We start from the raw sequence: 22,743 nt of genomic DNA, 5'->3' as shown, positions 1-22,743 counted from the left end.
ATGAAACAGTTAAGCGATTTTCCGTCTACGTATCTCATTACACCTGAGCCTCCCATTGGCGAACCGTTAGACAACTTTATCGCGGATTTGGAACGCTCACTTTCAGCGGGCATCCGCTTAGTGCAACTGAGAGCAAAAAGCGTTACCGAGCCACAATATGTTTGGCTGGCCGAACAAGCCCTGGAGTGCTGCCGACGTCATAGCGCCCGTCTTTTGCTCAGCGCGTCACTCAACGTAGCGCTAACAGTGGAAGCCGACGGGGTGCATCTCACTAGCGCACGCCTAATGTCTTGCAATAGTCGACCGATGCCGCCGGAATTCTTGCTGTCCGTCGCTTGCCATGATGCTCACCAAATACGGCACGCCGAGCAGATTGGAGCGGACCTGATAACTCTCTCACCCGTTCTCCCGACAAAGACCCATACCAGTGCAGAGCCACTTGGCTGGGCTCGGTTCCGTGAGCTTGTCTCGCTGACGTCAATTCCGGTCTATGCATTGGGTGGAATGTCGGCACAAACCTTGCCAGCGTCGCTCGACGCGGGCGCCAATGGCATTGCAGCCATTCGCGGACTGTGGAAGGGCACTGTCGAATGGTCTTAGTGAGCCCGTCCCAGCACCCAAACCGGATGTCTTTGGAAGTGCTTATCCGCGGCACGCCTACTCAGTTGCAGAGCACCACTGCGGCATGTGTGCATCAGCACTGTGAATCGCCCCGGATTTTGAGGAGGCTCCAACTCTTGAGAGAATGGAGCCATGAACAAGAAATCGAGCAAGTTTTCCCCGGAAGTCCGGGAGCGCGCAGTGCGCCTGGTGCACGAGCAGCGTAGCGAGCATGCGTCGCTGTGGGCGGCGGTCGAGTCGATTGCGCCGATGATCGGTTGCACGCCGCAAACGCTGAATGATTGGGTCAAGCGCGACGAGATTGATAACGGCACGTGCCGGCCTGACCACGAGCGAGCGTGAGCGCCTGAAGACGCTGGAGCGCGAGAACAAGGAATTGCGCAAGACCAACGAGATTCTCAAACTGGCCAGCGCGTTTTTCGCCCAGGCGGAACTCGACCGCCGTATCAAGTCCTGAAAGCCTTCATCGATCAGCATCGCGCCCCCTTCGAGGGCGAGCCGATCTGCAAGGTCGTGCGGATTGCGCCGTCGGGTTACTGGCGCCATGCTGCTCAGCTCCGTGATCCGTCAAAGCGCTGCGCCCGAGCCAAGCGTGATGACGCGCTGTGCCCGGAAATCCAGCGTGTCTGGCAGGTCAACATGCGGGTCTACGGCGTGGACAAGGTCTGGAAGCAGATGAACCGGGAGCAAATCCGGGTGGACCGCTGCACGGTCGAGCGATTGATGCAGCGGCTGGGATTGCAAGGCGCGGTTCGCGGCAAACGGGTTCGCACAACGATTCCCGATGTCTCGGCACCTCGCCCGCTGGACCGGGTCAATCGCCAATTCAAGGCTGAGCGGCCGAATCAGCTCTGGGTTTCCGATTTCACCTACGTTTCGACGTGGTAGCGCTGGCTGTACGTGGCGTTCGTCATTGACGTGTTTGCGCGGCGCATCGTTGGCTGGCGGGTGAGCCGTACCATGCGCACCGACTTCGTACTCGATGCGCTTGAACAGGCGCTGTATGCCCGCCAACCGGGCGACGACGGGACGCTGATCCATCATTCCGACAGAGGATCGCAATATATTTCCATTCGGTACATCGAGCGGCTTGCCGAAGCGGGCATCGAACCATCGGTCGGCAGCCGAAGCGACAGCTACGACAACGCTCTAGCGGAAACGATCAACGGCCTGTACAAAACGGAACTGATTCACCGGCGAGCGCCTTGGAAAACAAGGGAATCGGTCGAGCTTGCAACCCTGGAATGGGTCGCTTGGTACAACCATCATCGGCTGATGGAGTCGCTGGGCTATATCCCGCCAGCCGAGGCTGAGGCAAACGACTACAGGCGACTCAGAAAAATTGTTGTTCCAGATGGCCAGCAACCCCATCAGCACGGGCATGTTGCGGGCCAGCGGGGTGCTGTGAAAATGCATGTCCATAGCGCGAAAGCCCGTCAGCATGGCGCGGAAACGCTCTGGCCCCACTGCAATCACGGTGATGAGGCCGATGGCGTTGATGTTTGACGAGGGCGAGTTGACTTACGAACTTAAGGAAGGCGACTGCCTTCAGTTGGGGCCGCCCGCGCCTTATACGTTCCGTAATCCGGGCAAGCAGCCTTGCGTTTATGGGGTCGCGCTGGTGCGGCGATAGGTTGGCAGCGCACGGGTTTCAGGCCTAGCTCGGGCCGTTGCTTGGGACTTAACCCTCGATATCCGATCGCGCACGAACGTCGAGCATGTAGCCTTCCCCGCGGATCGTGCGCAGTAAGCGCGGCTCCTTGATGTCTTCGCGCAATTTGTGCCGCAGCCTCGATATCTGAACGTCGATGCTGCGGTCGAATGCGTCAATCGACTTTCCCCGGGCCGTATCCATCAAATACTCACGGCTTAGCACGCGTCCCGGCGCAGAAAGAAAGGCGTTCAGCAGTCGAAACTCCGCGTTGGAAAGCGGGATGACCGTATTGTCGGGCGCAATGAGATGGCGACCGATCAAACTGAGGCGCCACCCCGCAAACCTGCGCTCCTCCTTCGGCTCGGGAATTGCCTTCGCCTGCGACCGGGTACGGCGAAGAATCGTCTGAATTCGCGCCACCAACTCACGCGGCTCAAACGGTTTCACGACGTAATCGTCAGCACCGAGTTCGAGGCCGACGATTCTGTCGGTCATCTCGCCGCGTGCGGTGAGCATCACGATGGGGATTTCCGACGCGGTGCGCAATTCCCGGCATAGCGTCAGGCCATCGCTGTCGGGCAGCATCAGGTCGAGCACGACGATGTCGATATCGTTGTGCGCAAGCACGTCATGCATCTCCTCTCCGCTCGCCGCCTGCATACAGGTCATGCCAAAGCCGGCAAGACAATCACAAAGCAGACTGCGTATCTGCGCATCGTCGTCGACGACGAGTACGTGCGTTGCCATGGTCGATTTCCTCTTCTAATTCGCCGCCACGTCGATTCGGTGTCCCCAAGCTCCGGATTATCGACGACAAACGTGCCAGCAATCTTGCGGCTTTGTTGCAGTCTTGAAACACTCCGTATCCGCGCATCGAATCCCCTATGTATCAAACCCGATACAAAGTCGAGATGAAACAGAAATACCCGCGCCGTAACGTGACTCCACACAAGACCTATGCCGGTAGGAGACACGTAGTCCATGAATTACGCCCAGCCCAAACCGCCCGCCCGGCGACTGCTCGGAATCGGCGTGGCACTGCTGCTGCACGCCCTGATTCTGTATGTCCTGCTTAGCGGGCTCGCCACGCGTGTCGCGACAGTCATTCAGGCCCCCATCGAGACACGCATCATCGAGGAAATCAAAACGCCTCCCCCGCCGCCGCCTCCCGTAAAGAAGATCGCGCCGGCGCCACGCCCCGTCGTTCAACCCAAGGCGTACGTGCCGCCGCCCGAAGTTCAGGTGCAAGCCACTCCGCAACCCAACGCGATCGCGGTGCAAACCGACAAGCCCGTCGCCACCGCACCGGTTGCGCCACCGGCCCCCGCCGAGAGCAAGCCCGTGGCAGGCAACGTCGGCGTCGTTTGCCCGAATTCAGCGCAAGTCCGTGCGTCCATCCGATACCCGCGTGAAGCGCTGCGCGACAACATCACCGGCAGCGTACTCGTCGAATTCATTGTCGGCACCGACGGGCAAGTCAAACAACTTCGTGTCGCCCGCTCGGCTGCCCCGGTGCTAGATCGTGCGGCGGAGAGCGCCGTCAGGCAGTTTCAGTGCGTCGCGCAAGGCCAGGAAGTGCGCGTTCAGGTCCCGTTCGACTTTCGACTCAATTGAGGCGGTCTTCAACCGCCCTTACCCCCTCTGAACTCACGTCAAGGAGACGACTATGTTTCAGTTTCAGAATCGTGCCACACCGCGTAAGCGCCGCCCATTGGCCCCTTGGGCGCTGACGGCAGCCGTATCGACGATCGCAGCCGTCGCCTCGTCGAGCGCCGATGCGGCATCGACCGTGACCAACCCTTACGGGCTGCAAGCGCTGTGGGAAGGTGGCGACATGATCGCTCGCGGGACGCTGCTCATTCTCGTGGTGATGTCCATGGGAAGTTGGTACATCATCGTCGCGAAACTGCTTGAGCAAGCCAAGGTCCTGCGTCGTGCCCGCGCCGCAGAAAAGACCTTCTGGAACGCCGCGTCGCTCTCCGAAGGTGTCAGGTCGCTCGATGCGGGCAGTCCGTTCCGCTACATCGCAGAAACCGCGCTGTCGGCGCGCGATCATCACAATGGCGCCTTACTCGATCAGGTCGATCTGAATACCTGGATCGCCAGCGCCATCGAACGTGCCATGACCGGCGTATCGAACCGGCTCCAGGATGGTCTGTCGTTCTTAGGGACGGTCGGCTCGACCGCGCCGTTCGTCGGACTCTTCGGTACCGTTTGGGGCATCTATCACGCGCTCACCGCTATTGGCATTGCCGGGCAAGCCTCGATCGACAAGGTCGCCGGGCCTGTGGGGGAAGCGCTGATCATGACGGCCATCGGCCTGGCGGTCGCGGTTCCCGCCGTGCTCGGCTACAACTGGCTGGTGCGTCGCAACAAAGCCGTCATGGAGCGCGTGCGTGATTTCGGCATCGAAATGCACAACGTGCTGCTCACGGGCAAGACGACGGCGTCGGCCATCGTAGCGACCCGGTCCTCGCAAGTCGCCCGCGTGGGGTGATGCCATGGCGATATCCCTATCTGGCGGGAGCGGTGGCGCCGAGCACGACGAGGTCATGGCGACCATCAACACGACGCCGCTGGTGGACGTCATGTTGGTGTTGCTCATCATCTTCCTGATCACCATTCCCGTGGTCTCGCACACCGTTCCCGTCGCCCTGCCGAAGGAAGCGGTTCAACCCTTGCAGACCACACCCCAGAACGTTGTCCTTGCCGTCACGCGCGACGGCGAGGTGTATTGGGACGAGCGGCGCATACCCGACACCGCAACGTTGCTGGACAAACTCAAGACGGTCGCCGTATTGACACCCCAGCCCGAAGTGCATATTCGCGGCGACCTCGATGCACGCTACGCCGCTATCGGACGGGTTGTCCTCGCCTGCCAGCGGGCGGGCATCGCCAAGGTCAACTTCATTACCGAAGCGCCGCCGCGCCAATAGCGCGCAAGGCGCACCACCTCAGGAGACTGCCATGGCCATGACCATGCCATCGGGCGCTGGCGAGAACAGCGACATTATGGTGGAGATCAATACGACACCGCTCATCGACGTCATGTTGGTGCTGCTGATTATGCTGATTCTCACCATTCCGATTCAGACGCATGCCGTGAAACTCGACATGCCTGCCCCCTCCAATGCCGCCCCCACGACGCCGCCGCTCGTCGTGCAAGTCGACGTCGATGCGAGCGGTGTCGTGGCCTGGAACGGGTTGCCGCTTAGCGACCGCGCGCAATTGGAGACGCACCTTACCGAAGCCGCGACGTCCACGCCGCCAACCGAGCTGCACTTGCGCGCCGACGCGACAGCGCCCTATCGATCGGTCGCAACCGTCATGGCGTCGGCGCAGCGGCTTGGGGTGACACGCATCGGACTCGTTGGCAACGAGCGTTTCGCGCAATGACATCACGTTTGCGCGCCCATGCCCTCTCGCGCTGACGCACTCATTACTGGACTTCACATGTTCGATTCGAATACCGAAACGCCGCGGTATGCGTCCGCCTCGCGCCGCGCGCGATATGCGGGAGCCGGGGCGTGGCTCGGGCTTCTCGCCCTCGTCGTCGTGACATTCTTCGCCAACGTCGATCGCCAGATGCTGGTGCTATTGGCCGAGCTCATCCGCGCAGAATTCAGCCTTGCCGATATTCAGGTAGGGCTTTTGCAAGGCGCCGGTATCGCGCTCTTTGCAGGTGCGGCGGCCATTCCGATCGGCTGGCTCGCGGACCGCGTGGATCGCCGCGTCGTGCTGGCACTGTGCATCCTGCTCTGGAGCGCCGCCACTGCCGCTTGCGGGTTGGCGACCGGATTCTGGACGCTCTTCATCGCGTCGATCGGGCTAGGCATCGGCGAAGCGGGTCTCATGCCGATCATCTACGGCTTGCTTCCCGACCTGTTTCCCGCGCGTCATCGCATCCTCGCCAACTCGGTCTTCGCCCTGGTCAATCTGTTGAGCGCCGGTGCGGGCATGGCGCTAGGCGGGTTACTCATTCAAGGGATCGACACGCTGCATGGCGTGTTGCCTTTCGGTCTGGGCAGCACCTCCACGTGGCGAATTGCCTTCTTCGCCGTCGCGATCCCTGCGCCGCTGCTGGTGCTGGTTGTCGCGATGATCCGCCCCCGCTATGCCCATTCTGACGTCCAGCGCGCGACCGGGGATGTGTCGGCAGCCGGGCTCGCAGCGGGGGAGTACTTCCGCCGCGAAATGCCGATGATGATCCGTTTCTTCGGCGCCATCGCGCTGATCAACATGGCCTTTGCCGGTGTCACCACGTGGATGCCGGTCGTCGCCGTGCGCTTCTTTGGCGCAACACCGGCCACGGCTGGTGCCGGACTCGGCAGCGCGGCGATGGTCGGCAGCGTCATCGGCTGCGCACTCGGTTGGCTGGTCGCTCGCCGCCTGAGCCCGCGACTCGGCGTGCTCGCCCCGTTACGCGTATGCGAGTGGGGGGCCCTGGGCGCGTGCGTCGTCAGTCTCGGCTATCTGATTGCGCCGTCCGTGTCGTATGTCTACCTCCTGTTCGGTGCGCAATTTATGTGTGTCGTCGCGGGCATGATCATGTTTCCGGGCCTGATGCAGAGCATTTGCCCGCCGTATCTGAGGTCGCGAGTGGCGGCCATCGGCGTGTTGACCACGGTGCTGATGCAGTCCGGCAGTCCGGTGGCCATCGGCCTGACGTCGGATCACCTGCATGGCACCGCTTCCGGTCTTGTCTGGGCCATCGTTGCCGTGGCGTTGTCCGGATTCATCGCGGCTTGTCTCCTAATGCGCAGTGCGGCCAATGCCGTTCGCTCTGCCATCGAACGCTACGCCTGAGCGCCTATGACGATTCCCTGCACACTTTCCGTTCGCATCGAAGAGTGGCCGCTCGCCACCCCCTTTCACATCTCGGGCCATACCGTCGAGGTGGCCCGCGTCCTGGTCGTCGCGTTGCGCTCCGGTCAGCACAGAGGCCGAGGAGAGGCCGCCGGTGTCTACTACCGAGGAGAAACGCCGGAGGGTATGGCCGAGCAGATTGCCGCCGTACGTCCCCAAATCGAGCGTGGTATCTCCCGGGAGAACCTCCTGACGTTACTGCCTGCCGGGGGCGCAAGAAACGCCGTCGATGCTGCGCTATGGTCACTCGCCGCGCAGCGTTGCGACATGACCGTCGCACGATTGGCCGGACGCGCGAAGCTGCGTGCGTTGCGCACCTCACTCACGGTCGGCGTTGATACCGCTCAAGCGATGGCCAGAGTGGCTCGCGGTTATGAAGGGGCCGTTGCGTTGAAGATCAAGCTGGACGGGAGCGCGGCCGATGCCGATCGACTCGTCGCGATTCGCGCCGCGTGCCCTAGCGTAGCACTGTCCGTCGACGCCAATCAGGGGTGGACGCAAGCCCACATGATCGAGATGCTGCCGGTCATGCAGCACGTTGGCGTCGATCTGCTCGAACAGCCGCTGCCGGTAGGTGAGGACGGATGCCTCGAATCGATGCGATACCCGATTCGCCTGGCCGCAGACGAATCGTTTCAGGATCTGGACGATCTCGCGTCAGTCGCCCGCCGGTACGACGTCGTGAACGTGAAACTCGACAAGTGCGGTGGCCTGACCCGTGCGCTTTCGCTCGTCGCTGCGATTCGAGAGCTCGGACGCTCGGTCATGGTCGGCTGCATGCCCTGCACGTCGCTGGGGGTCGCACCGGCCTACATTCTGGGACAACTGTGCGACTGGATCGACCTCGACGGCCCCTGCTTTCTGGCTGAGGATCGCTCGCCCTCGTTCCAATACCGCAACGGCTATCTGCTAGGCCCCGAGATCCCCTGGGGTCGCGACGAGGCACTGCATGAGGCACATTGATTCAGGAGGATTTCCGTGTCAGCACAAGCGAGATTCGATGACCAAGCGCTGGTGGCGCTGTTTGAGCCGTTCAACCGAAGTGACGCACCGGGCATCGTTGTCGGCGTGGCGATGGACGGCGAGATCGCGTTACGCCACGCCTTCGGTATGGCGGACGTTGGTCTGGGATTGGGTTTGCATGCGCGGACGCGGCTGCGTATCGGATCGACAAGCAAGCACATGACTTGCCTCGCCGCGCTGCTGCTTCAGGAAGCCAACGCGCTGGATATCGATGTGCCGGTCCGTCGCTATCTTCCGGAACTTTCGGCTGTCGCAGGCGAGGCGACGATACGCTCGCTCATGTTTCACACAAGTGGGCAGCGCTGCGCGCTCGACATCTCGCTGCTAACCAACGGTTTGGCGGCGCCACAGCCTGGCTACCTGCTCGACGTTCAGCGCCGACAAACCAACGCCAATTTTCCTGCCGGCGAACGGATGATGTACTGCAACGGCGGATATCACCTGATGTCGCTGGCGATCGAGCGTGCCAGCACGCAATCGTTCGCGGCATTCCTCGCATCCCAAATCTTCGAACCGTTAGGCATGAACGATACGTTCTGTCTGCCGGACGATTATCGAATTCGCAGCCAGATGGCCACTTGCCATGTCGATCGCGGCGATAGAGCTTACGACCGGGGGATATTCCCCTCGCGCGAGATTCTCGGTGAGGGCAGCGTCGTCTCGTGCGTGGACGACATGCTGAAATGGTGCGCTCATCTGCGCGGCGAAAAGCGTGTGGGGAGCCCCGCCACATGGGATCTGATGTTCTCGTCGCCCACGTTCTCCAGCGGCCGTCGCAGCGACTACATGATGGGGTTGAAACGTACGCAATATCGCGGGTGTGAGCTGATACACCATGCCGGGGGTGTCGTCGGTGGGACATGTCAGATGCTATGCGTCCCTGAGCATGGCATCGACATCGTGCTGCTTAGCAATGGCGCAATTTCAGCACCGGCTGCGTTATCGCTTCGTATGCTGGATATTCTGCTGGCTGACGCGATGAAGGAATGCCCCGTCCCGGTACCTGCCAAAGTGGCCCCTTCGCTCGAACATGCCGGAACCTACCGCGAAATGAACGGTGACGTCGTGTACGACATCGTTGCACAGGGAGAAAACATGTCGCTCAGCGGTCCACTGGAACCGAGCAATCCGACGCTCTATGCGCTCACCACCTCTGAAGACGCGGCGTGTGAGTTTGGCTTGGAATCGAGTGGTGACGGCACCTTCCTGCTCCTCCTGCTCCGATGGGAAACCGCTACCGGATCGGACAATGCAGCGCCGTTGCGGATCTCGCATTGCGGTCATGCAAGCACCTATCGCCGCGTCGAGATGCCGGCGTTGATGAGCATCGATGACATCGATTCGCTGAGTGGCGCCTATACCAGCGAAGAAGCCGACGCTCGCGCTACGCTGCGCCCTGCGTTGTTGCGAGAGGATGCGCGTGAAGACGCTAACGCGATCATGTCGCTGGTGATCGTGGGGCGAGCCGGTGAATGCCGCTACGACGTTTTTCCGGTCGACACCGATCTATTCCGCTTTTCGCCCCAAGGGCCGAATGCCATCACAACAGGAACGATCTCCATCGTTAGGCGCCCGGGCACCGGGAATGTCGAGGGATTTTCTGTCAACACCGCCCGGACAAGAAACCTTCGATTCGCTAAGGCCTAAGCGTGCGCAGTGACGGCAACCGTGTGCATCGGAGAGGGGAACCTAACGTTCTAGGTTCCCCCTGCGTCAACATCCGTCGATACGAGAGAACGCCAGTCCCCGCGTGCGAGATGTGGATAGGGAAATACGTGTGGCCTTGCCCTCGTTACGCTCGACCTGTGCAGTGCCCGTAGCTAGTGCCGAGGCATCGGAGGGCGCGAAGGTCCAGACATCGCGGGTCAACGCACTCAGGCGGTAACGCGCACCTCCCGTAGCCCCGCGAATGGCAAGCGTCAGCCCAGCATCCTCAATCGAGACGACGGCGTGAGCGTCGGCGTCGTGACTGAAGTATCGACCACAGATTTCGTCCATCTTTAACGCTTCGGTGGGCAGGACAATGTCATGTCGACACAAGGTAACGGCATGCCCGCTCTCGATGACATCGATGGCCGAAACATCGCCCGCCGGCGTACGCGCATGCGGCACGACGCGCGTCTGCGCACCCGCACCATCGTCGATTCGGTAGCCAAACTCATCCGCGATGAGCGCCTGCGGCAGGTGCGACTGATTGTGTGTCGTTGCGTACCAAGCCCCATCGCGCTCGGAGATCTCCACCCACTGAAGCGGCTCGACGGAAAGATACTTCCCGCGCAAGCCGGGATTGTCCGATGTCTCTGCCGGTGCTTGCCGTGGCGGGCCGAGGACTACATCACCAAGGACGATATCGACAATCTCGGTCGCCAGTGCGACGGGATCGACCGCGGCGCCGTTGCTCATCAACACGATATCCAAGTCGTGCGAGGGAACGGTCAACATCTGACTGCACCCGCCGAAAACGCCGCCCGCATGGTGAATGGTGTCGACGTTGCGGTACCGGGTGCGCATCAACCCCAACGCATAGACGCCGACTTCCCCGCTCGAGTATCGCGGCATCGTCAGCATCTCGCGCCACGTGTCGGCACTACCAAGCTTGGTGGGATGACGAAGGTGTGCGGCCCACTTCAGCATGTCGTCGATCGTGGAGACAATGCCGCCCTCCCCCAAGACATCGACGCTCGGAAACAATCCGCGCAAATATCCGCCCGCGCCATCCGGCACGTGCTGCGTAGCCATGCGAGGACGAATTCGCAAGTCGTCGCTGACGGACTCCGTGTCGTTCATCCCCATGACGCGGAAGATGCGTTGCGCGAGGAACTGTTCGAACGACATACCGCTAACGCGCGCGATGATCTGCGACAGCAGGTGATATCCGCCATTGCAATAGATCATGCGCTCGCCCGGCGCGAAGTTGACGTCGCGCTGACGCAACTCGATCGCCAGCGGCACGCCCGGTCCGATGGTGGATACGCCCTGCGTGATCACCGACAAGTCCAGATAACAGCGATAGCCGCCGGTATGCGTCATCAACTGACGCAGCGTCGGCACGCCCTTCAATTCGGGTAATTCGGGAAGGTAAGTGCGTACGCCTGCGTCGATATCCAGTTTGCCGTCCTCGGCAAGCAGCAGCACAGCGAGGCAGGTGAAATGCTTACTGGTCGAGCCGATCCGCATGCGGGTCGCCGGGGTGTTAGCGACACCGTGCTCAAGGCTCGTCATGCCAAACCCCTTCCGGTACAGCGCCCGTCCCGCGCGAGCGACGCCGACCACGAGGCCCGGCGCATCGCTCCGATTGAATTTCGCCAGATGGGCGTCGAGGCGGTCGTGAACGTCTTTTTTCTGCAAAGTCATTGAGAATCTCCAGTATTCGGTCACGCGAATCAGAACGGCACCGTGAGCACTGCGCCGATCGTGCGCGGCTGTTCGACGCTGACGAGTGCCGGCCCGCCAAGCGGCATCAATGCGGTACCCGCGGCAAGCAGCGCGCGGCGGTCGAACAGATTGCGCACGTAGAAGTTCAAGCTGGCGCGGCCGAAGTCGATCCCCGCCTGGAGGTCGGTCACGGCGTAGCCCGGCAGTGGGTAATCGGGCCGGCCGCTGCTGCCGCTAAACCCAGAGTGGCGACGGCCGACGAATCGTTCGCTAAAGCCGACGTACGAGGCGTACGTCCCGAGCGAGAAGTGGTAGGTCCCGGTCAGCGTGGCCGAGAACTTCGCCGAGTTCGGCAGCGGGTCGCCCGATTGCGTCCCGGTTGCGGCGTTGCCTTGCGTCAGCTTGGCGTCGATGTAGGAAAAGCCCAGGCCGAAGTTCCAATGCCGATCAGGGCGGAAGCTGCTCGCCAGCTCGAACCCTTTAACGCGCGCATTACCCGCGTTGAGCACCTGATTGACACCGTCCACGGCGCCGAGCTGCTGAATGTTTTTCCACTCGATGTCGTAGACCGTGGCTGAAAGCGAGAGACGTTTGTCGAACAAGTCGGCCTTGTAGCCTGCCTCGTAGGTCCAAAGCGTATCGGGCTGAAACGTTGGATTGCCATTGCCGGGAAGCCCCGTGATCGGGCTGATGAGCTGCGCGTTCGGCCCGCCCGGACGATAGCCGCTGGCCGCGCGAACGTACACGTTGCTGTTATCGGTCAGCCCATAGCTGGCCGTCAGCATGTAGGTCTTGCTGGTGTCGGACGACGGCGAGGAAGTCGATTGCGGCGGGCCACCCAGAAGCCCCGACGTGGTTTGATCGTAATTCTGCTGGTTGTGGGCAATTCGGACCCCGCCCGTGAGCGCCAGACGTGGCGTCACGTGGTACGTCAAATCGCCGTATGCCGCGTATTCGGTGTAGGTACTCGGTGCCACCAGTCCGGAGAGCGTCGCCGACGTCCCGTTGGGGAATCCCGCGAGAAGGCCTTGATCCGATTCACTTCGTTCGCGGGTAAAGAAGAGCCCACCGAGCCATTCGAGACGCTGATTCGCCGCCGACGTCAGGCGAAACTCCTGCGTCACCTTATTCGTTTTCGCCAGATTCGCCGCGACGACCGAGTTGAGATTGAGCCCTTGTGCGGCAAGCGCCGGCACGTAGACCACCGATAGATCCTGAGGCTGATCTGTCCTGACCGACTGATACGACGTGATCGAGTTGAAGCGCGACCAGCCGAAGTCGTACTCCACGCCAAGGGAGTAGAGCTGAACGTTTTGATGGAACGGCTCCGGGGCATAAACCCGCGTTGTCAGATCGCCATCGACAGGTTGGCCGCTCTTGTCGTAGGCGACGTAGTTAGGGGCGTTGCGATTGATGTTCTGCGTGATCGCGCTCAGCCGCACGGTAAATTGACTCGTTGGCGTCAGGAGCAACGACGCGCGCGCGCCGTAAGTATCGCCTCTGTCGATCCGGTTGCCGGCCTGCGGTCCAACGGCATCGACGTAACCGGCATCGTGTTGGCTAAACGCCGAAACGCGCACAGCGGCCACGTCGTTCTTGATGGGGATATTCAGCACCGCGCTCGCGGTATTGCCAATGCCGCCGTGCTTCGTCGACGACATGCCAAGGCTCGCCTGCCCGGAGAATTCGTTGGTATCCGGCTCGTTCGTAACGTACTTCAACAACCCGCCCATCGCCCCTGCGCCGTACAGCGTGCCCTGCGGCCCTCGCAGCACTTCGATGTGATTCAGATCCAGCAGGCTCATGTCCAGCGCGAACGAGGCGCCTTGCGAGAAGAGCGTGCTCCCCCCGAAGGCGACATCATCGACGTAGACACCCACGGTGGGACCGGTTTGTTCACCGGTCGTCACGCCGCGCATGCTGATCTGTCCGGCACCGCTTCCGCCTTGTGTGTTGAGATCCACCCCGGGTTCGCCCGCGAGAAAATCGGACATCGTTTTCGCACCACTCTTCTGCAACTCGTCGGCGGAAATGACATTGATCTGCATCGGCACTTCGCGCGCAGGCTCGCGACGACGCGTGGCGGTCACCACCACGGTGTTGAGTGTCGCGCCGTCTTTCGCCGACGCTGCGGTCTTGGTTTCTGCGCTTTCTGCGGTATTGCCCGGACTTGCGTTGGTCTGCGGTACCGGGTTAGCGCTCTCCGCGTCGGCACTCACCGCCGACGCCGCACCGGGCGGCGCCACGGTTTGCGCATGTCCATAGGCTGACGCCAGCCCCAGCAGCGAACCGACCAACCAGGTTCCTCCGCGCGGACGTCGTCTAAATCGATGCAAAGTGTCTGCGGTTTGCCTGCGATGTTGTCTGATTGCCACTGTCGTCTCCTCCGGGATTTCCGCACGTCGGTCATCACGAATGCCTGCGCGGTAGGGATCGTTTAGCGTTGTGTGTCCACGCTCATTCGAGTCTTAGCTCCGGGGATAGACGTTATTTGCGCGATATTTCTGGTTCATGTGGTCTTTGTATCGCCCGTGAAACATAACCCTGTGAGCGTGGTGGTTCATCGCTTCGGAATGGGAGCGCGACGTGGGCTCACGCATATGTTTCCGCGCTGAAACAATCTGTTGACGAAGCCGCTACATGGGCGCGGGATAATGGCGACCATGTTCGAGTCCACTTCCACGGCGCCCACCGCAACCATCATGCAAAAGCCATCGTTCGATTCCGCGTTCTATCGGCTGCTATTTGTCATGCTCGTCATGGTGGCGCTCACGCAGGTCGGCACCGGGGTACTGATGTACACGCTGTACTCTTCGGCAGCCTTCAAGCCTCCGCCCGGCATGTCGGCCGGGCTGCAATGGGTACTCGCCACCGCGGTGCAGATCGTTCCGCTGCTGGTTTCTTCCTGGGTTGGTGCGCGAATGCTGTCGGTACCGTTCAAGTCACTGGCTGCAGGTGCCGCGGAGTTGTCCCGCAACATGGACGCGCCACCGATTCCGGAAGCGGGCCCCATCGAAGCGCGGCAGGCAGCGCGTTTTTTCAACTCGATGCAAGCGGCCATCCGACGTCAGGTGAACGATCGCAATCGATTTCTCGCCGCCGTCTCGCATGACTTGCGCACACCGCTTACACGAATGCGTCTGCGGCTACGGGCGCTCGAAGCCTCGGAATTCAGCGACCGAATGGTCTCGGATATCGATGAGATGACACAGTTGCTCGACGCCACACTCTCGTTTTTGCGTAACGAGGCCGTCACCGAAGAACTCAGCCCCATCGATATCGATGCGCTCGTGGATGCCATCGCGGAAGACGCGTTGGAACGTGGTCAGAAAGTCTCCGTGCATGGGGCCATCGCACCGCTGCTCGCACAGCCGCTAGCGTTGAAGCGTTGTCTCAGCAATCTCGTGGCGAATGCAATTCGCTACGGCGGCGAGGCGCGCATTGAGTTGATCGACGGCAATGACGCCATTCAGATCGATGTCGTCGACCGGGGTCCCGGTATTCCGGAGCGCGATCTCGAGCGAGTCCTGGAGCCGTTCTTTCGACTCGAACAATCGCGCAACCGCGACACCGGCGGTACCGGACTCGGGTTAGCCATTGCCCATGACGTGGTAAAGCGGCACGCCGGATCGTTAACACTGCTCAACGGCAAAGAAGGTGGCCTAATCGCGCGTGTCGTGCTCCCGAGGCGGTAGCCGCTCCCAGCGTTGACGAGAGCGTTCGGGGGCGCGTGGCGGCCTATGTGTCAATGTGGATACACATTGCTCACAATCAGGCAACGCGGTCCACATAGAGTGTGTGTCACGGCTTTCTTCACACTTCTGGACTCGTCATGAAGATCTTCGCGGCACAGCTATCGACAGAAACCAACACCTTCGCGCCGTGCCCCACAGGTTGGGGCGGCTTTCAGGAATTTGGCATCTTCCGCGGCGACGCAAGCCTGCGCGCGCCTGAGAGCGTGGGCTATCTGATGGCAGAGCTTCGGCGACTCGTTGACGCAGATGGCAACGAACTCGCGGAAGGCCTCAGCGCAGAAGCGCAGCCGTCTGGCCCGGTGATTCAAGCGGTCTATGAGACACTGCGCGACGAGATCGTCGCCGGTGTGCGCGCCGCGCTGCCACTCGATGCGGTCGTGCTCATGCTGCACGGCGCGATGGTGGCGCAGCATCACAACGACTGCGAAGGTGATCTTCTCGCGCGCATTCGTGAAGTTGTCGGCCCCGATGTACCGATCGCCGCAACGCTCGACCCGCACTGTCACTTCACTGCGCAAATGGAGCGTGCGGCCGATGTGCTCATCGCTTACAAGGAATACCCGCATACCGACGCGATCGACCGCTTGCGCGAAGCCTATCGACTAGTGACGCAAGCCGCCAATGGCGCGATCATCCCGGTCACCGCCGTGCACGAGTGCCGCATGGTGGGCGCGTGGCATACGACGTCGGAACCGATGGCCGGTTTCGTGCGGCGCATGAAGTCCTTCGAGGGACGTGACGGCATTCTCTCCGTGTCGCTCGGCCACGGTTTCCCCTGGGGCGACGTCCCCGAGGCAGGCGCGAAGCTTTGGGTGGTTGCGGACCGTGACGCGGAACTTGCCACTGCGCTGGCGACGCAACTCGGAAGTGAGTTCTGGGCGATGCGGTACGAGGTTCAACCTAGGTGGCTTGATCTAGATCACGGGCTCGATGTGGCGTTGGCCGTGGGCGACGGTCCCGTCGTTGTCGCAGATGTTGCGGACAACCCCGGTGGCGGCGCGCCTGGGGACAGCACCTTCGTGCTTCGCCGAATCGTCGAGCGAGGCATCCCGAATGTTGCGCTGGGTTGTTTCTGGGATTTGGGCGCGATTCAAATCTGTGCGGATGCCGGCGTCGGTGCCACGCTCGACCTTCGCATCGGCGGCAAATGCGGAGTCACGTCAGGCGATCCGATGGATCTTCGGGTTACCGTTCGGGCCGTGCACGATGCGCATTCGCAGAGCATCCACGGCATGTCGATTCCCCTGGGCCGCTCGGTGTGGGTCGAAGGACTGAACGGATTGGACATCGTGCTCATCTCGGTGCGGACACAAGTCATCGGCGTGGACGCGTTTGCCGGCATCGGCATTGATATGGATGCCAAGCGACTCGTGATCGTCAAATCCACGCAGCACTTTCAAGCTGAGTTTGCCCCTCGTGCGAAAGCGATCGTTCACATCGCCGCGCCCGGCGCACTGACGCCCGACTTCGCGGCAATTCCCTACCACCGTCGCGACCTTAACTACTGGCCGCGCGTCGACAATCCATTCGCGTGATCCGAGGCACAGCAGCGCCACGGACGGTCGATCCGATAATTTGCCGGGAATCGCCAAAACCTCGGCAAATTTTGCCCTTCTCATCGAAGGGCTTTTTTTCGTGGAGCGCCGCGAGGCGGCGGCGCGGGTCGAATGAGGGAGTGGCACTACGCCAAGTCAGAAACGATCGGCACGGAATGGCGTGAGGTCGACCAACGTCGGCGCGCCCGTCACCATCTCGGCGATCAGACGTCCGGTCACGGGGCCAAGCGTCAGACCATGATGGGCGTGTCCGAATGCGAACCAAAGGTCGCGATGCTTCGGCGCAGGACCGATGACCGGCAACATGTCGGGCGTGCAAGGCCGGCTGCCCATCCATGGCGTCGACTCGACAGGCGTGCCCAACGGGAACAAGCGTCTCGCCATAGGCTCGACTGCCTCGAGCTGCACCGGGGTGCGAGGCGCGTCGCGCCAAGCGAGTTCAACGCCCGTGGTCAGACGAATACCTTGCTGCATCGGTGCGATCAAAAAGCCGCTTTCGGCATCCAGTAACGGTTGATTCAGACGTGCGCCCGGCTCGGGCTGGAAGTGCCGGTGATAGCCGCGCTTGACCACCAGCGGCAAGTCGTAGCCCAGCGCACGCGTGACCGTATCGGACCAAGGGCCCATGGCCACGACTGCCTGCCTGCCTTCCACCTCTCCCTCGGTAGTCTGGACACGCCAGTGAGGACTTAGCGACGTCGCATCGCCGCGAATGATGCGCCCGCCTATCGACGTAAAGAAGCTCGCGTAGCGGGTCACCAATTCACCGGGATTGCGTATCGAATTCGAAGCGGTGTATCGAATGGCACCGGCGAGGGTTGTCGAGAGCGAAGGCTCATCGCGCTGAAGTTGCGTGGCATCGAGCCGCTCAAAGGGCACGTCGTACTCTCGGTGCCAACGCTCGGCTTCGACATGCGCGGCGTCGAGCGCGCCAGTGTTATGGAACACCTTGATCCATCCGCCTTCACGTAGCAGGTCGTCGGCGCCCGCGAGACCGATGAGAGCCTTGTGCTCGGTCAAGCAGTGTTCGATCAGCGTGCTGTACTGTCGAGCGATGCGCGCATGCAGATGCGGCGCCGAGTGATGCCAGTAGCGCGCGAGGAACGGAGCGATGCTCGGCAGTGCCGACGGGTGATAGCGCACGTCTGTGGAGCGATTGCGCGCGTAGCGGAACAACGTTCCGATATCTCGCGGAAATGCATAGGGATACACCCCCTCACGCTGTATCAATCCGGCGTTGCCGAATGACGTTTCCCGGCCAGGCGCTTCACGGTCGATGAGCGCGGTTGTCAAGCCACGGCGCTGGAGATGGATCGCCGTCGAGGTGCCTACGATCCCCGCGCCAAGTACGAGAACGTCGAATTTCATATTAGGCCAACGCCGTCACGGCAATTTCTACGTCGAACCCCGCTCGCATCAGTGGCGATTGCACGCACGCGCGCGTCGGGGCGTTACCTTCCGGCACCCAGACATCCCATATGCGGTTGAATTCATCGAAATAACGCGCGTCGGAAAGCCAAATGTTTGCTGTCAGGAGATGGGTTTTGTCCACGCCTGCGGATTCGAGCAACCCGTCGATTTGCTTCAGGACTTCGATCGTCTGCTCGGTAATCGTGGCGTGCTGCGTCATCGGCACTTGACCGGCCAAATAGACAACACCCCCAGCAACGACCACCTGACTCATACGGGCATTGGTTTGCAGACGCGTGATTTCTTTCTTCATGATTGGACTCGGAAAAGGACGACGATGCGGCCATCAACGCAGATGCAAAGGGTCTGCGACCATTCCGGTTATCATATATGAGAATTCACATTCTCGTATACGAGAAAACACCAAGATAAATGATCCCATCGACACGAAAGAAGTCCGCTTCGGCAGGCAAGCCGAGACGCAGTGACAGCCAAGTCAGTCATGAAACCGTGGGCGCACGATTGCGACATGCCCGTAAGGCGAACGGGCTGACGCTCAAGGCGTTGAGCGAGCGTTCAGGTGTGGCTGTGTCGACGATCTCGAAGGCGGAGCGCGGCGACATTGCGCTCACCTACGATAAGTTTGGCGCACTGGCATCCGCGCTTGGCCTGGATTACGCCACGCTCTTCGGGCAGGGCAACGCCGACCCCACGGAAGGGATCAGCCCATGTTTCACCGAAGCGGGAAAGCAAGCGATATACGAGACGCCCAACTATCGCTACGGCATGATCGCCTCCGATCTCGCCAATAAGCGCATGGTGCCGATGCGTGCCCACATTCGCGCGCGCAAGCTGGAAGATTTTCCTGACTACATTCGCCACGAGGGAGAAGAGTTTGTTTTCGTTTTATCGGGCAGCTTGCTGTTGCAGTTCGAAAACGGCAGCAAATTCCGGCTGGCGCCGGGAGATAGCTTGTATTTCGACAGTGGCGTGGGGCACGTCTATCTGAGCGAACACGATAGCGGCGTCGACGCCGTCGTGTGCTGCGTGGACGTCAGCGCGTCGGCTCCGATCGTACGCGCTCGATGATGTTCGTGACGCACGATGCGGAAATGTCGTGATGCCCCCCCTGTCGCCCCTCCCCGGCCGCTCGCGTCTCACGGAATTCGCTGGACGCATTATGTACGTCCTCGAGGGGGAGATGGCGCTTCACACCGACTTGTACACGCCTGTCCGGCTGAAAGCCGGAGAATCGGTGCATTTGGACGGCATGATGGGACACGCTTATCTCAAGGCATCCGAAGGCCCATGCAAAGTACTATGTGTTTGTACGAACGAACACTCTGGAGGCGGGTTAGGTATTCCCGCGCTGCCCTAGTACGACATGGATTCTGACAGGAGACTTTCTTGGTCTAGATGAGTGTCTGTCGTTCAATGCTGGCAATCCGTCCGCAATCTCTGCAGCAATTGATCGACTCAAAGGTAGCAGCGGCATGAAAATTCACTTGATTGGAGCTTGATCGACGCAATGGAATCCTTTGCAAGGACCAGTACGTCGTGCTTCTCCATTCGATATGTTTGAAAATTCACCTCCCACTACGTCCACATCGATTTGATGACGGACTTGCCCCCCCTGCAGTAGCAGAAGAAAACCTTAACGCAGTGTCCGGGATGGGTTGACCACTACAAACAAGTGCCGATCGCGATTGTCCGCTCAGGTTGCAATCGAGCTCGCAATGCAAACGTGAAAGACCGCCCTCGAATTACCGACAAGCGATGACGACCGGATACGATCGTTAGAAATACTGGACGACGGCGACTCTTCGGCAATGCGACATCCCAAGGGCAATAAAGAATAGGTCACGCGTGCTGATATCGGTGTTCTTGCGTGATCCCACCGTATCCGTATGAGGTGGGACTGCAGTCGACGATGTGAATGCTGGAGTGAGGATGGACATCACCAAGCAGCTTTGTGAGTAGCGCATGAGCAGCGCTATGGAAATCCGCCTTTTCTGTACGCGTATTCGTTTCCCCGGTGATCGTCACTTCGAGCTGATAAGACTTTTGTTTGTCCTTTGCCAGAGAACGACCAGCAATGAACCATTGGTCCTCGGGCACGTACCGGACGATGACTCTGGTGCGAGTGAGTTCTTTCTTAAGCACGTCACACGTGAGCAGAGCGATTTGCTCCGCAACGCGTTCAGTGAGTTCGGCATTCGGCGTCCCGGCAATAGTGAGGTTGATACCTGGCATGAGTCCTCCTGCGTAGCGTGTGGCGACCGGTCGGCATCTCGATTCCGTTCGCGAAAAGATGTCGTTGCGTTCAGTGCTGAACGACGACGTTAGCGTAACAGTTGGCCAATCATTTAAAAACCATCTCATGATATATTTCAGTGATATCAAATTTAAATGATACCCACGATGAAGAAGCTCGATGTCGAGGCAGTGCACGCATTTGTACTTGTGGTCGAATTGAAGAGTTTTACTCGCGCAGCGGAGGCAATGGACTCCACGCAATCGGCCGTGAGTCTGAAAATCAGACGGCTCGAGGAAATGCTCGGCCGAAGGCTACTGGAGCGCACGCCGAGGCTGGTCAGGCTGTCGGCTGAGGGGGGCGCCTTCCTTGCGAAGGCGCGGGCGTTAGTCATCGCCCATCAAGGTGCTCTGACCTCCTTTGACGCGGGACGTAGGCACCTCACGGTCGGCATCAGTCATCACGTCATCGGGCCAGAGTTGCCGATGCTCTTGCGGCGCGTAAGCGATGCTGAGCCAGGGCTTGCACTTGAGATCCGGGTTGCGCGATCGCAAGACATCCTCAATGACTTCGACCGAGGCATTCTCGATGCTGCCATCGTGCTCAAACAGAATGATCGCCGTGAAGGGGAAATCGTTGTCAGCGAAGCGTTCGGATGGATGGCCGCGCCGGACTTCGAGCATCGCCCGGGAGAACCCTTGCGAATTGCAGCTCAGGCTGAACCGTGTAGTGTGCGCGACATGGCAATTGCAGCGCTGGATCGAGCAAAAATCGGCTGGACCGAGGTATTTACGGGCGGTGGTGTTCTCATGATCGGCGCCGCTGTGTCAGCTGGGCTTGCGGTCGCGGCGCTCGGTCGTCGCGTAGCACCTCCCGGGGTCATTGATATCGGAAGCATGATAGGTTTGCCCCCCTTGCCCGCGCGCGACGTCATGCTTTACTCGAATCTGACGGATCGCCACACCCGCCATTCGCTAAAGGTGCTTACGGCGGCAATCCGATCCACCGCACTACGCACGTGAAGACGGTTGCCGGATTGCATCCACCGGTTGAATCCACAGCCGATAGGCGACGATCACATCCGGTCACTATTAGGAGGAGCGACGCCCTCCCAGGCCAAGTGATCGCTAAAGCAGCAATTGCTGCCCTCGGCATACCACGCACTCCGAGAGCAACGCCAAGTGCCGGGATCTCATTTCAAGCGTGACGCACGGGCAAGCGCTTAGGTATCGCGCTGAGCTATCTCCATCGGCTCCTCGCCACTTGAATGTCCCTCCCTTTCGATCAATGCTCCGAGGGCCTCATTGATCAATGCCGTCGTGCATTGAAGGCCTGTGAGCGCCTTAGCCTTCGCGAGTAGTTCGTCGTCAAGGGTGAGAGATGTGAGCATTCGATACCTCCAAGAACGTGGCAGGAGAGGCCGTTCGGGGTTAGCACGGCCTCGGGAGTTCGGGGGAGTAGCAGAACCGCGCAAGAAACCCTACGAATAACCCTACATCCATCCACACAATAAAATAAAAAAATCTATAATCAACAAATAGTTACGATATTTTTAACCCTCCAAAGAACCCTACATTTATCCCTCCAAAAAACTGTACAAACCTGGCGGGTAGGTATGCTCTTGCGGGGAAACCCAACGCAAAGAAAGGTCCCATGGTTACTGTCGTCTCGATCCAGCCTCTATTCCCCGAAGACCGAGTGCTTGACGGTTCGCTCGAACTGGCGGCCTCTCTGTCCAAGAGAGCCCGAGAGTTACAGGCCGATGGGAAAGGCCCGGTCGCTGACGCCCTTGTTCCGCTCCTTCGGAACATGAACGCCTACTACACGAACAAGATCGAGGGACAACACACCACTCCGGCCAAGATTCAGCAGGCTCTTGAGCAGCACTACTCGTTGGACACAGAAGAACACAAGAAGCAATTGATGGCCACGGCGCACATTCACGCCGAGGAGCAGTTGGAAAAGCAATGGAAAGATGTAAGCGCCAGCGAAATGTTCAACGCGGAACGCGTGCGCACCATACATCGACTGTTCTTCGAAGCGCTGCCGGAAGAATTCCGACTTACGAACGAAGGCGACCTTATCCGACCTGGCGAATTCAGAGAGAAGGATGTCACCGTTGGCAAGCACATGGCGCCCCCGTTACTATGTTCGCACCTCGATAATCGAGGTTTTGGCCAGCCAGGCCCGGCATGATTCCCGCCCCCAGTCGTAACCATGATCCGGGGG

Annotated in this window: 21 protein-coding genes, 2 pseudogenes and 1 other annotated feature; of the genes and pseudogenes, 15 read left to right on the top strand and 8 right to left on the bottom strand. The window is 60.4% G+C overall.

The features are described 5' to 3' along the window. Positions 1-600 (top strand): thiamine phosphate synthase, encoded by a 600-nt coding sequence (locus ACIPHM_RS24145; protein ID WP_400334099.1) that lies wholly within the window; start codon positions 1-3, stop codon positions 598-600. A 153-nt stretch (positions 601-753) separates the two neighbouring features. After that, positions 754-1,956 (top strand): annotated as a pseudogene (locus ACIPHM_RS24140) (IS3 family transposase); the annotation flags it as partial. After that, positions 1,033-1,149 (top strand) — a sequence feature (AL1L pseudoknot). It overlaps the preceding pseudogene by 117 nt. 48 nt (positions 1,957-2,004) lie before the next feature. On the opposite strand, the pseudogene ACIPHM_RS24135 reads toward ACIPHM_RS24140, so the two are convergent. Together ACIPHM_RS24135 and ACIPHM_RS24130 are read right to left on the bottom strand one after the other, a co-directional pair. Continuing rightward, positions 2,005-2,064 (bottom strand): annotated as a pseudogene (locus ACIPHM_RS24135) (hypothetical protein); the annotation flags it as partial. A 238-nt stretch (positions 2,065-2,302) separates the two neighbouring features. Next, positions 2,303-3,022 carry a response regulator gene (locus ACIPHM_RS24130; protein WP_400334096.1) on the bottom strand — a complete coding sequence of 240 codons (720 nt, stop codon included), beginning with the start codon at positions 3,020-3,022 and terminating at the stop codon, positions 2,303-2,305. A gap of 234 nt (positions 3,023-3,256) precedes the next feature. On the opposite strand from ACIPHM_RS24130, the gene ACIPHM_RS24125 reads away from it, so the two are divergent. The 7 genes from ACIPHM_RS24125 to ACIPHM_RS24095 are packed head-to-tail and all read left to right on the top strand — an operon-like array spanning position 3,257 to position 9,811. Next, on the top strand, positions 3,257-3,889 hold the full coding sequence (locus tag ACIPHM_RS24125) for a TonB family protein (RefSeq protein WP_400334093.1): 633 nt from the start codon (positions 3,257-3,259) through the stop codon (positions 3,887-3,889). Between the two features lie 52 nt (positions 3,890-3,941). Beyond that, positions 3,942-4,772 carry a MotA/TolQ/ExbB proton channel family protein gene (locus ACIPHM_RS24120; protein WP_400334090.1) on the top strand — a complete coding sequence of 277 codons (831 nt, stop codon included), beginning with the start codon at positions 3,942-3,944 and terminating at the stop codon, positions 4,770-4,772. 4 nt (positions 4,773-4,776) lie between these two features. Then, positions 4,777-5,211 (top strand): ExbD/TolR family protein, encoded by a 435-nt coding sequence (locus tag ACIPHM_RS24115; protein ID WP_400334088.1) that lies wholly within the window; start codon positions 4,777-4,779, stop codon positions 5,209-5,211. A 31-nt stretch (positions 5,212-5,242) separates the two neighbouring features. Beyond that, positions 5,243-5,671 carry an ExbD/TolR family protein gene (locus ACIPHM_RS24110; protein ID WP_400334086.1) on the top strand — a complete coding sequence of 143 codons (429 nt, stop codon included), beginning with the start codon at positions 5,243-5,245 and terminating at the stop codon, positions 5,669-5,671. Between the two features lie 57 nt (positions 5,672-5,728). After that, positions 5,729-7,081 carry an MFS transporter gene (locus ACIPHM_RS24105; RefSeq protein WP_400334083.1) on the top strand — a complete coding sequence of 451 codons (1,353 nt, stop codon included), beginning with the start codon at positions 5,729-5,731 and terminating at the stop codon, positions 7,079-7,081. 6 nt (positions 7,082-7,087) lie between these two features. Further along, a complete protein-coding gene (locus ACIPHM_RS24100; protein ID WP_400334080.1) occupies positions 7,088-8,104 on the top strand; it encodes a dipeptide epimerase in 1,017 nt (338 codons plus the stop codon). Between the two features lie 15 nt (positions 8,105-8,119). Beyond that, positions 8,120-9,811 (top strand): serine hydrolase domain-containing protein, encoded by a 1,692-nt coding sequence (locus tag ACIPHM_RS24095; RefSeq protein ID WP_400334077.1) that lies wholly within the window; start codon positions 8,120-8,122, stop codon positions 9,809-9,811. A gap of 66 nt (positions 9,812-9,877) precedes the next feature. On the opposite strand, the gene ACIPHM_RS24090 is transcribed toward ACIPHM_RS24095, so the two are convergent. After that, entirely contained in the window at positions 9,878-11,518 is a 1,641-nt protein-coding gene (locus ACIPHM_RS24090; protein WP_400334074.1) for a serine hydrolase domain-containing protein, read from the bottom strand. A gap of 29 nt (positions 11,519-11,547) precedes the next feature. After that, positions 11,548-13,836, bottom strand: coding sequence for a TonB-dependent receptor (locus ACIPHM_RS24085; protein ID WP_400334071.1), 2,289 nt, complete (start codon positions 13,834-13,836; stop codon positions 11,548-11,550). 366 nt (positions 13,837-14,202) lie between these two features. Here ACIPHM_RS24085 and ACIPHM_RS24080 point away from each other — a divergent pair, with 366 nt between their 5' ends. Together ACIPHM_RS24080 and ACIPHM_RS24075 are read left to right on the top strand one after the other, a co-directional pair. Next, on the top strand, positions 14,203-15,234 hold the full coding sequence (locus tag ACIPHM_RS24080) for an ATP-binding protein (RefSeq protein WP_400334068.1): 1,032 nt from the start codon (positions 14,203-14,205) through the stop codon (positions 15,232-15,234). Positions 15,235-15,371: 137 nt separating this feature from the next. Then, positions 15,372-16,829 (top strand): M81 family metallopeptidase, encoded by a 1,458-nt coding sequence (locus ACIPHM_RS24075; protein WP_400334065.1) that lies wholly within the window; start codon positions 15,372-15,374, stop codon positions 16,827-16,829. A gap of 156 nt (positions 16,830-16,985) precedes the next feature. Here the strand turns inward: ACIPHM_RS24075 and ACIPHM_RS24070 are convergent, their stop codons facing one another. Together ACIPHM_RS24070 and ACIPHM_RS24065 are read right to left on the bottom strand one after the other, a co-directional pair. Next, positions 16,986-18,218, bottom strand: a complete 1,233-nt coding sequence (locus ACIPHM_RS24070) for an NAD(P)/FAD-dependent oxidoreductase (RefSeq protein WP_400334063.1) — start codon at positions 18,216-18,218, stop codon at positions 16,986-16,988. A gap of 1 nt (position 18,219) precedes the next feature. Further along, entirely contained in the window at positions 18,220-18,573 is a 354-nt protein-coding gene (locus ACIPHM_RS24065) for a RidA family protein (protein WP_400334060.1), read from the bottom strand. 119 nt (positions 18,574-18,692) lie between these two features. Between ACIPHM_RS24065 and ACIPHM_RS24060 the strand changes: the two genes are divergently transcribed. Together ACIPHM_RS24060 and ACIPHM_RS24055 are read left to right on the top strand one after the other, a co-directional pair. Then, the gene (locus ACIPHM_RS24060; RefSeq protein WP_400334057.1) at positions 18,693-19,349 is read left to right on the top strand and encodes a helix-turn-helix domain-containing protein; all 657 of its coding nucleotides are present in this window, start codon (positions 18,693-18,695) and stop codon (positions 19,347-19,349) included. Between the two features lie 31 nt (positions 19,350-19,380). Then, on the top strand, positions 19,381-19,638 hold the full coding sequence (locus tag ACIPHM_RS24055) for a cupin domain-containing protein (protein ID WP_400334135.1): 258 nt from the start codon (positions 19,381-19,383) through the stop codon (positions 19,636-19,638). Positions 19,639-20,120: 482 nt separating this feature from the next. Here the strand turns inward: ACIPHM_RS24055 and ACIPHM_RS24050 are convergent, their stop codons facing one another. After that, positions 20,121-20,513 (bottom strand): 4-oxalocrotonate tautomerase family protein, encoded by a 393-nt coding sequence (locus ACIPHM_RS24050; protein ID WP_400334054.1) that lies wholly within the window; start codon positions 20,511-20,513, stop codon positions 20,121-20,123. Positions 20,514-20,681: 168 nt separating this feature from the next. Here ACIPHM_RS24050 and ACIPHM_RS24045 point away from each other — a divergent pair, with 168 nt between their 5' ends. Beyond that, positions 20,682-21,536 carry a LysR family transcriptional regulator gene (locus ACIPHM_RS24045; RefSeq protein WP_400334051.1) on the top strand — a complete coding sequence of 285 codons (855 nt, stop codon included), beginning with the start codon at positions 20,682-20,684 and terminating at the stop codon, positions 21,534-21,536. A gap of 200 nt (positions 21,537-21,736) precedes the next feature. Here ACIPHM_RS24045 and ACIPHM_RS24040 read toward each other — a convergent pair whose 3' ends face one another. Further along, a complete protein-coding gene (locus ACIPHM_RS24040) occupies positions 21,737-21,904 on the bottom strand; it encodes a type II toxin-antitoxin system VapB family antitoxin (RefSeq protein ID WP_400334048.1) in 168 nt (55 codons plus the stop codon). 263 nt (positions 21,905-22,167) lie between these two features. Between ACIPHM_RS24040 and ACIPHM_RS24035 the strand changes: the two genes are divergently transcribed. Further along, positions 22,168-22,710: a hypothetical protein gene (locus ACIPHM_RS24035; RefSeq protein ID WP_400334046.1), complete on the top strand. Its 543-nt coding sequence runs from the start codon at positions 22,168-22,170 to the stop codon at positions 22,708-22,710. Positions 22,711-22,743: the final 33 nt, after the last annotated feature.

Source organism: Pandoraea sp. NPDC087047 (assembly GCF_044745225.1).
In the GTDB taxonomy this organism is placed as follows: domain Bacteria; phylum Pseudomonadota; class Gammaproteobacteria; order Burkholderiales; family Burkholderiaceae; genus Pandoraea.
This window is presented reverse-complemented; position numbering and strand designations above follow the sequence as displayed.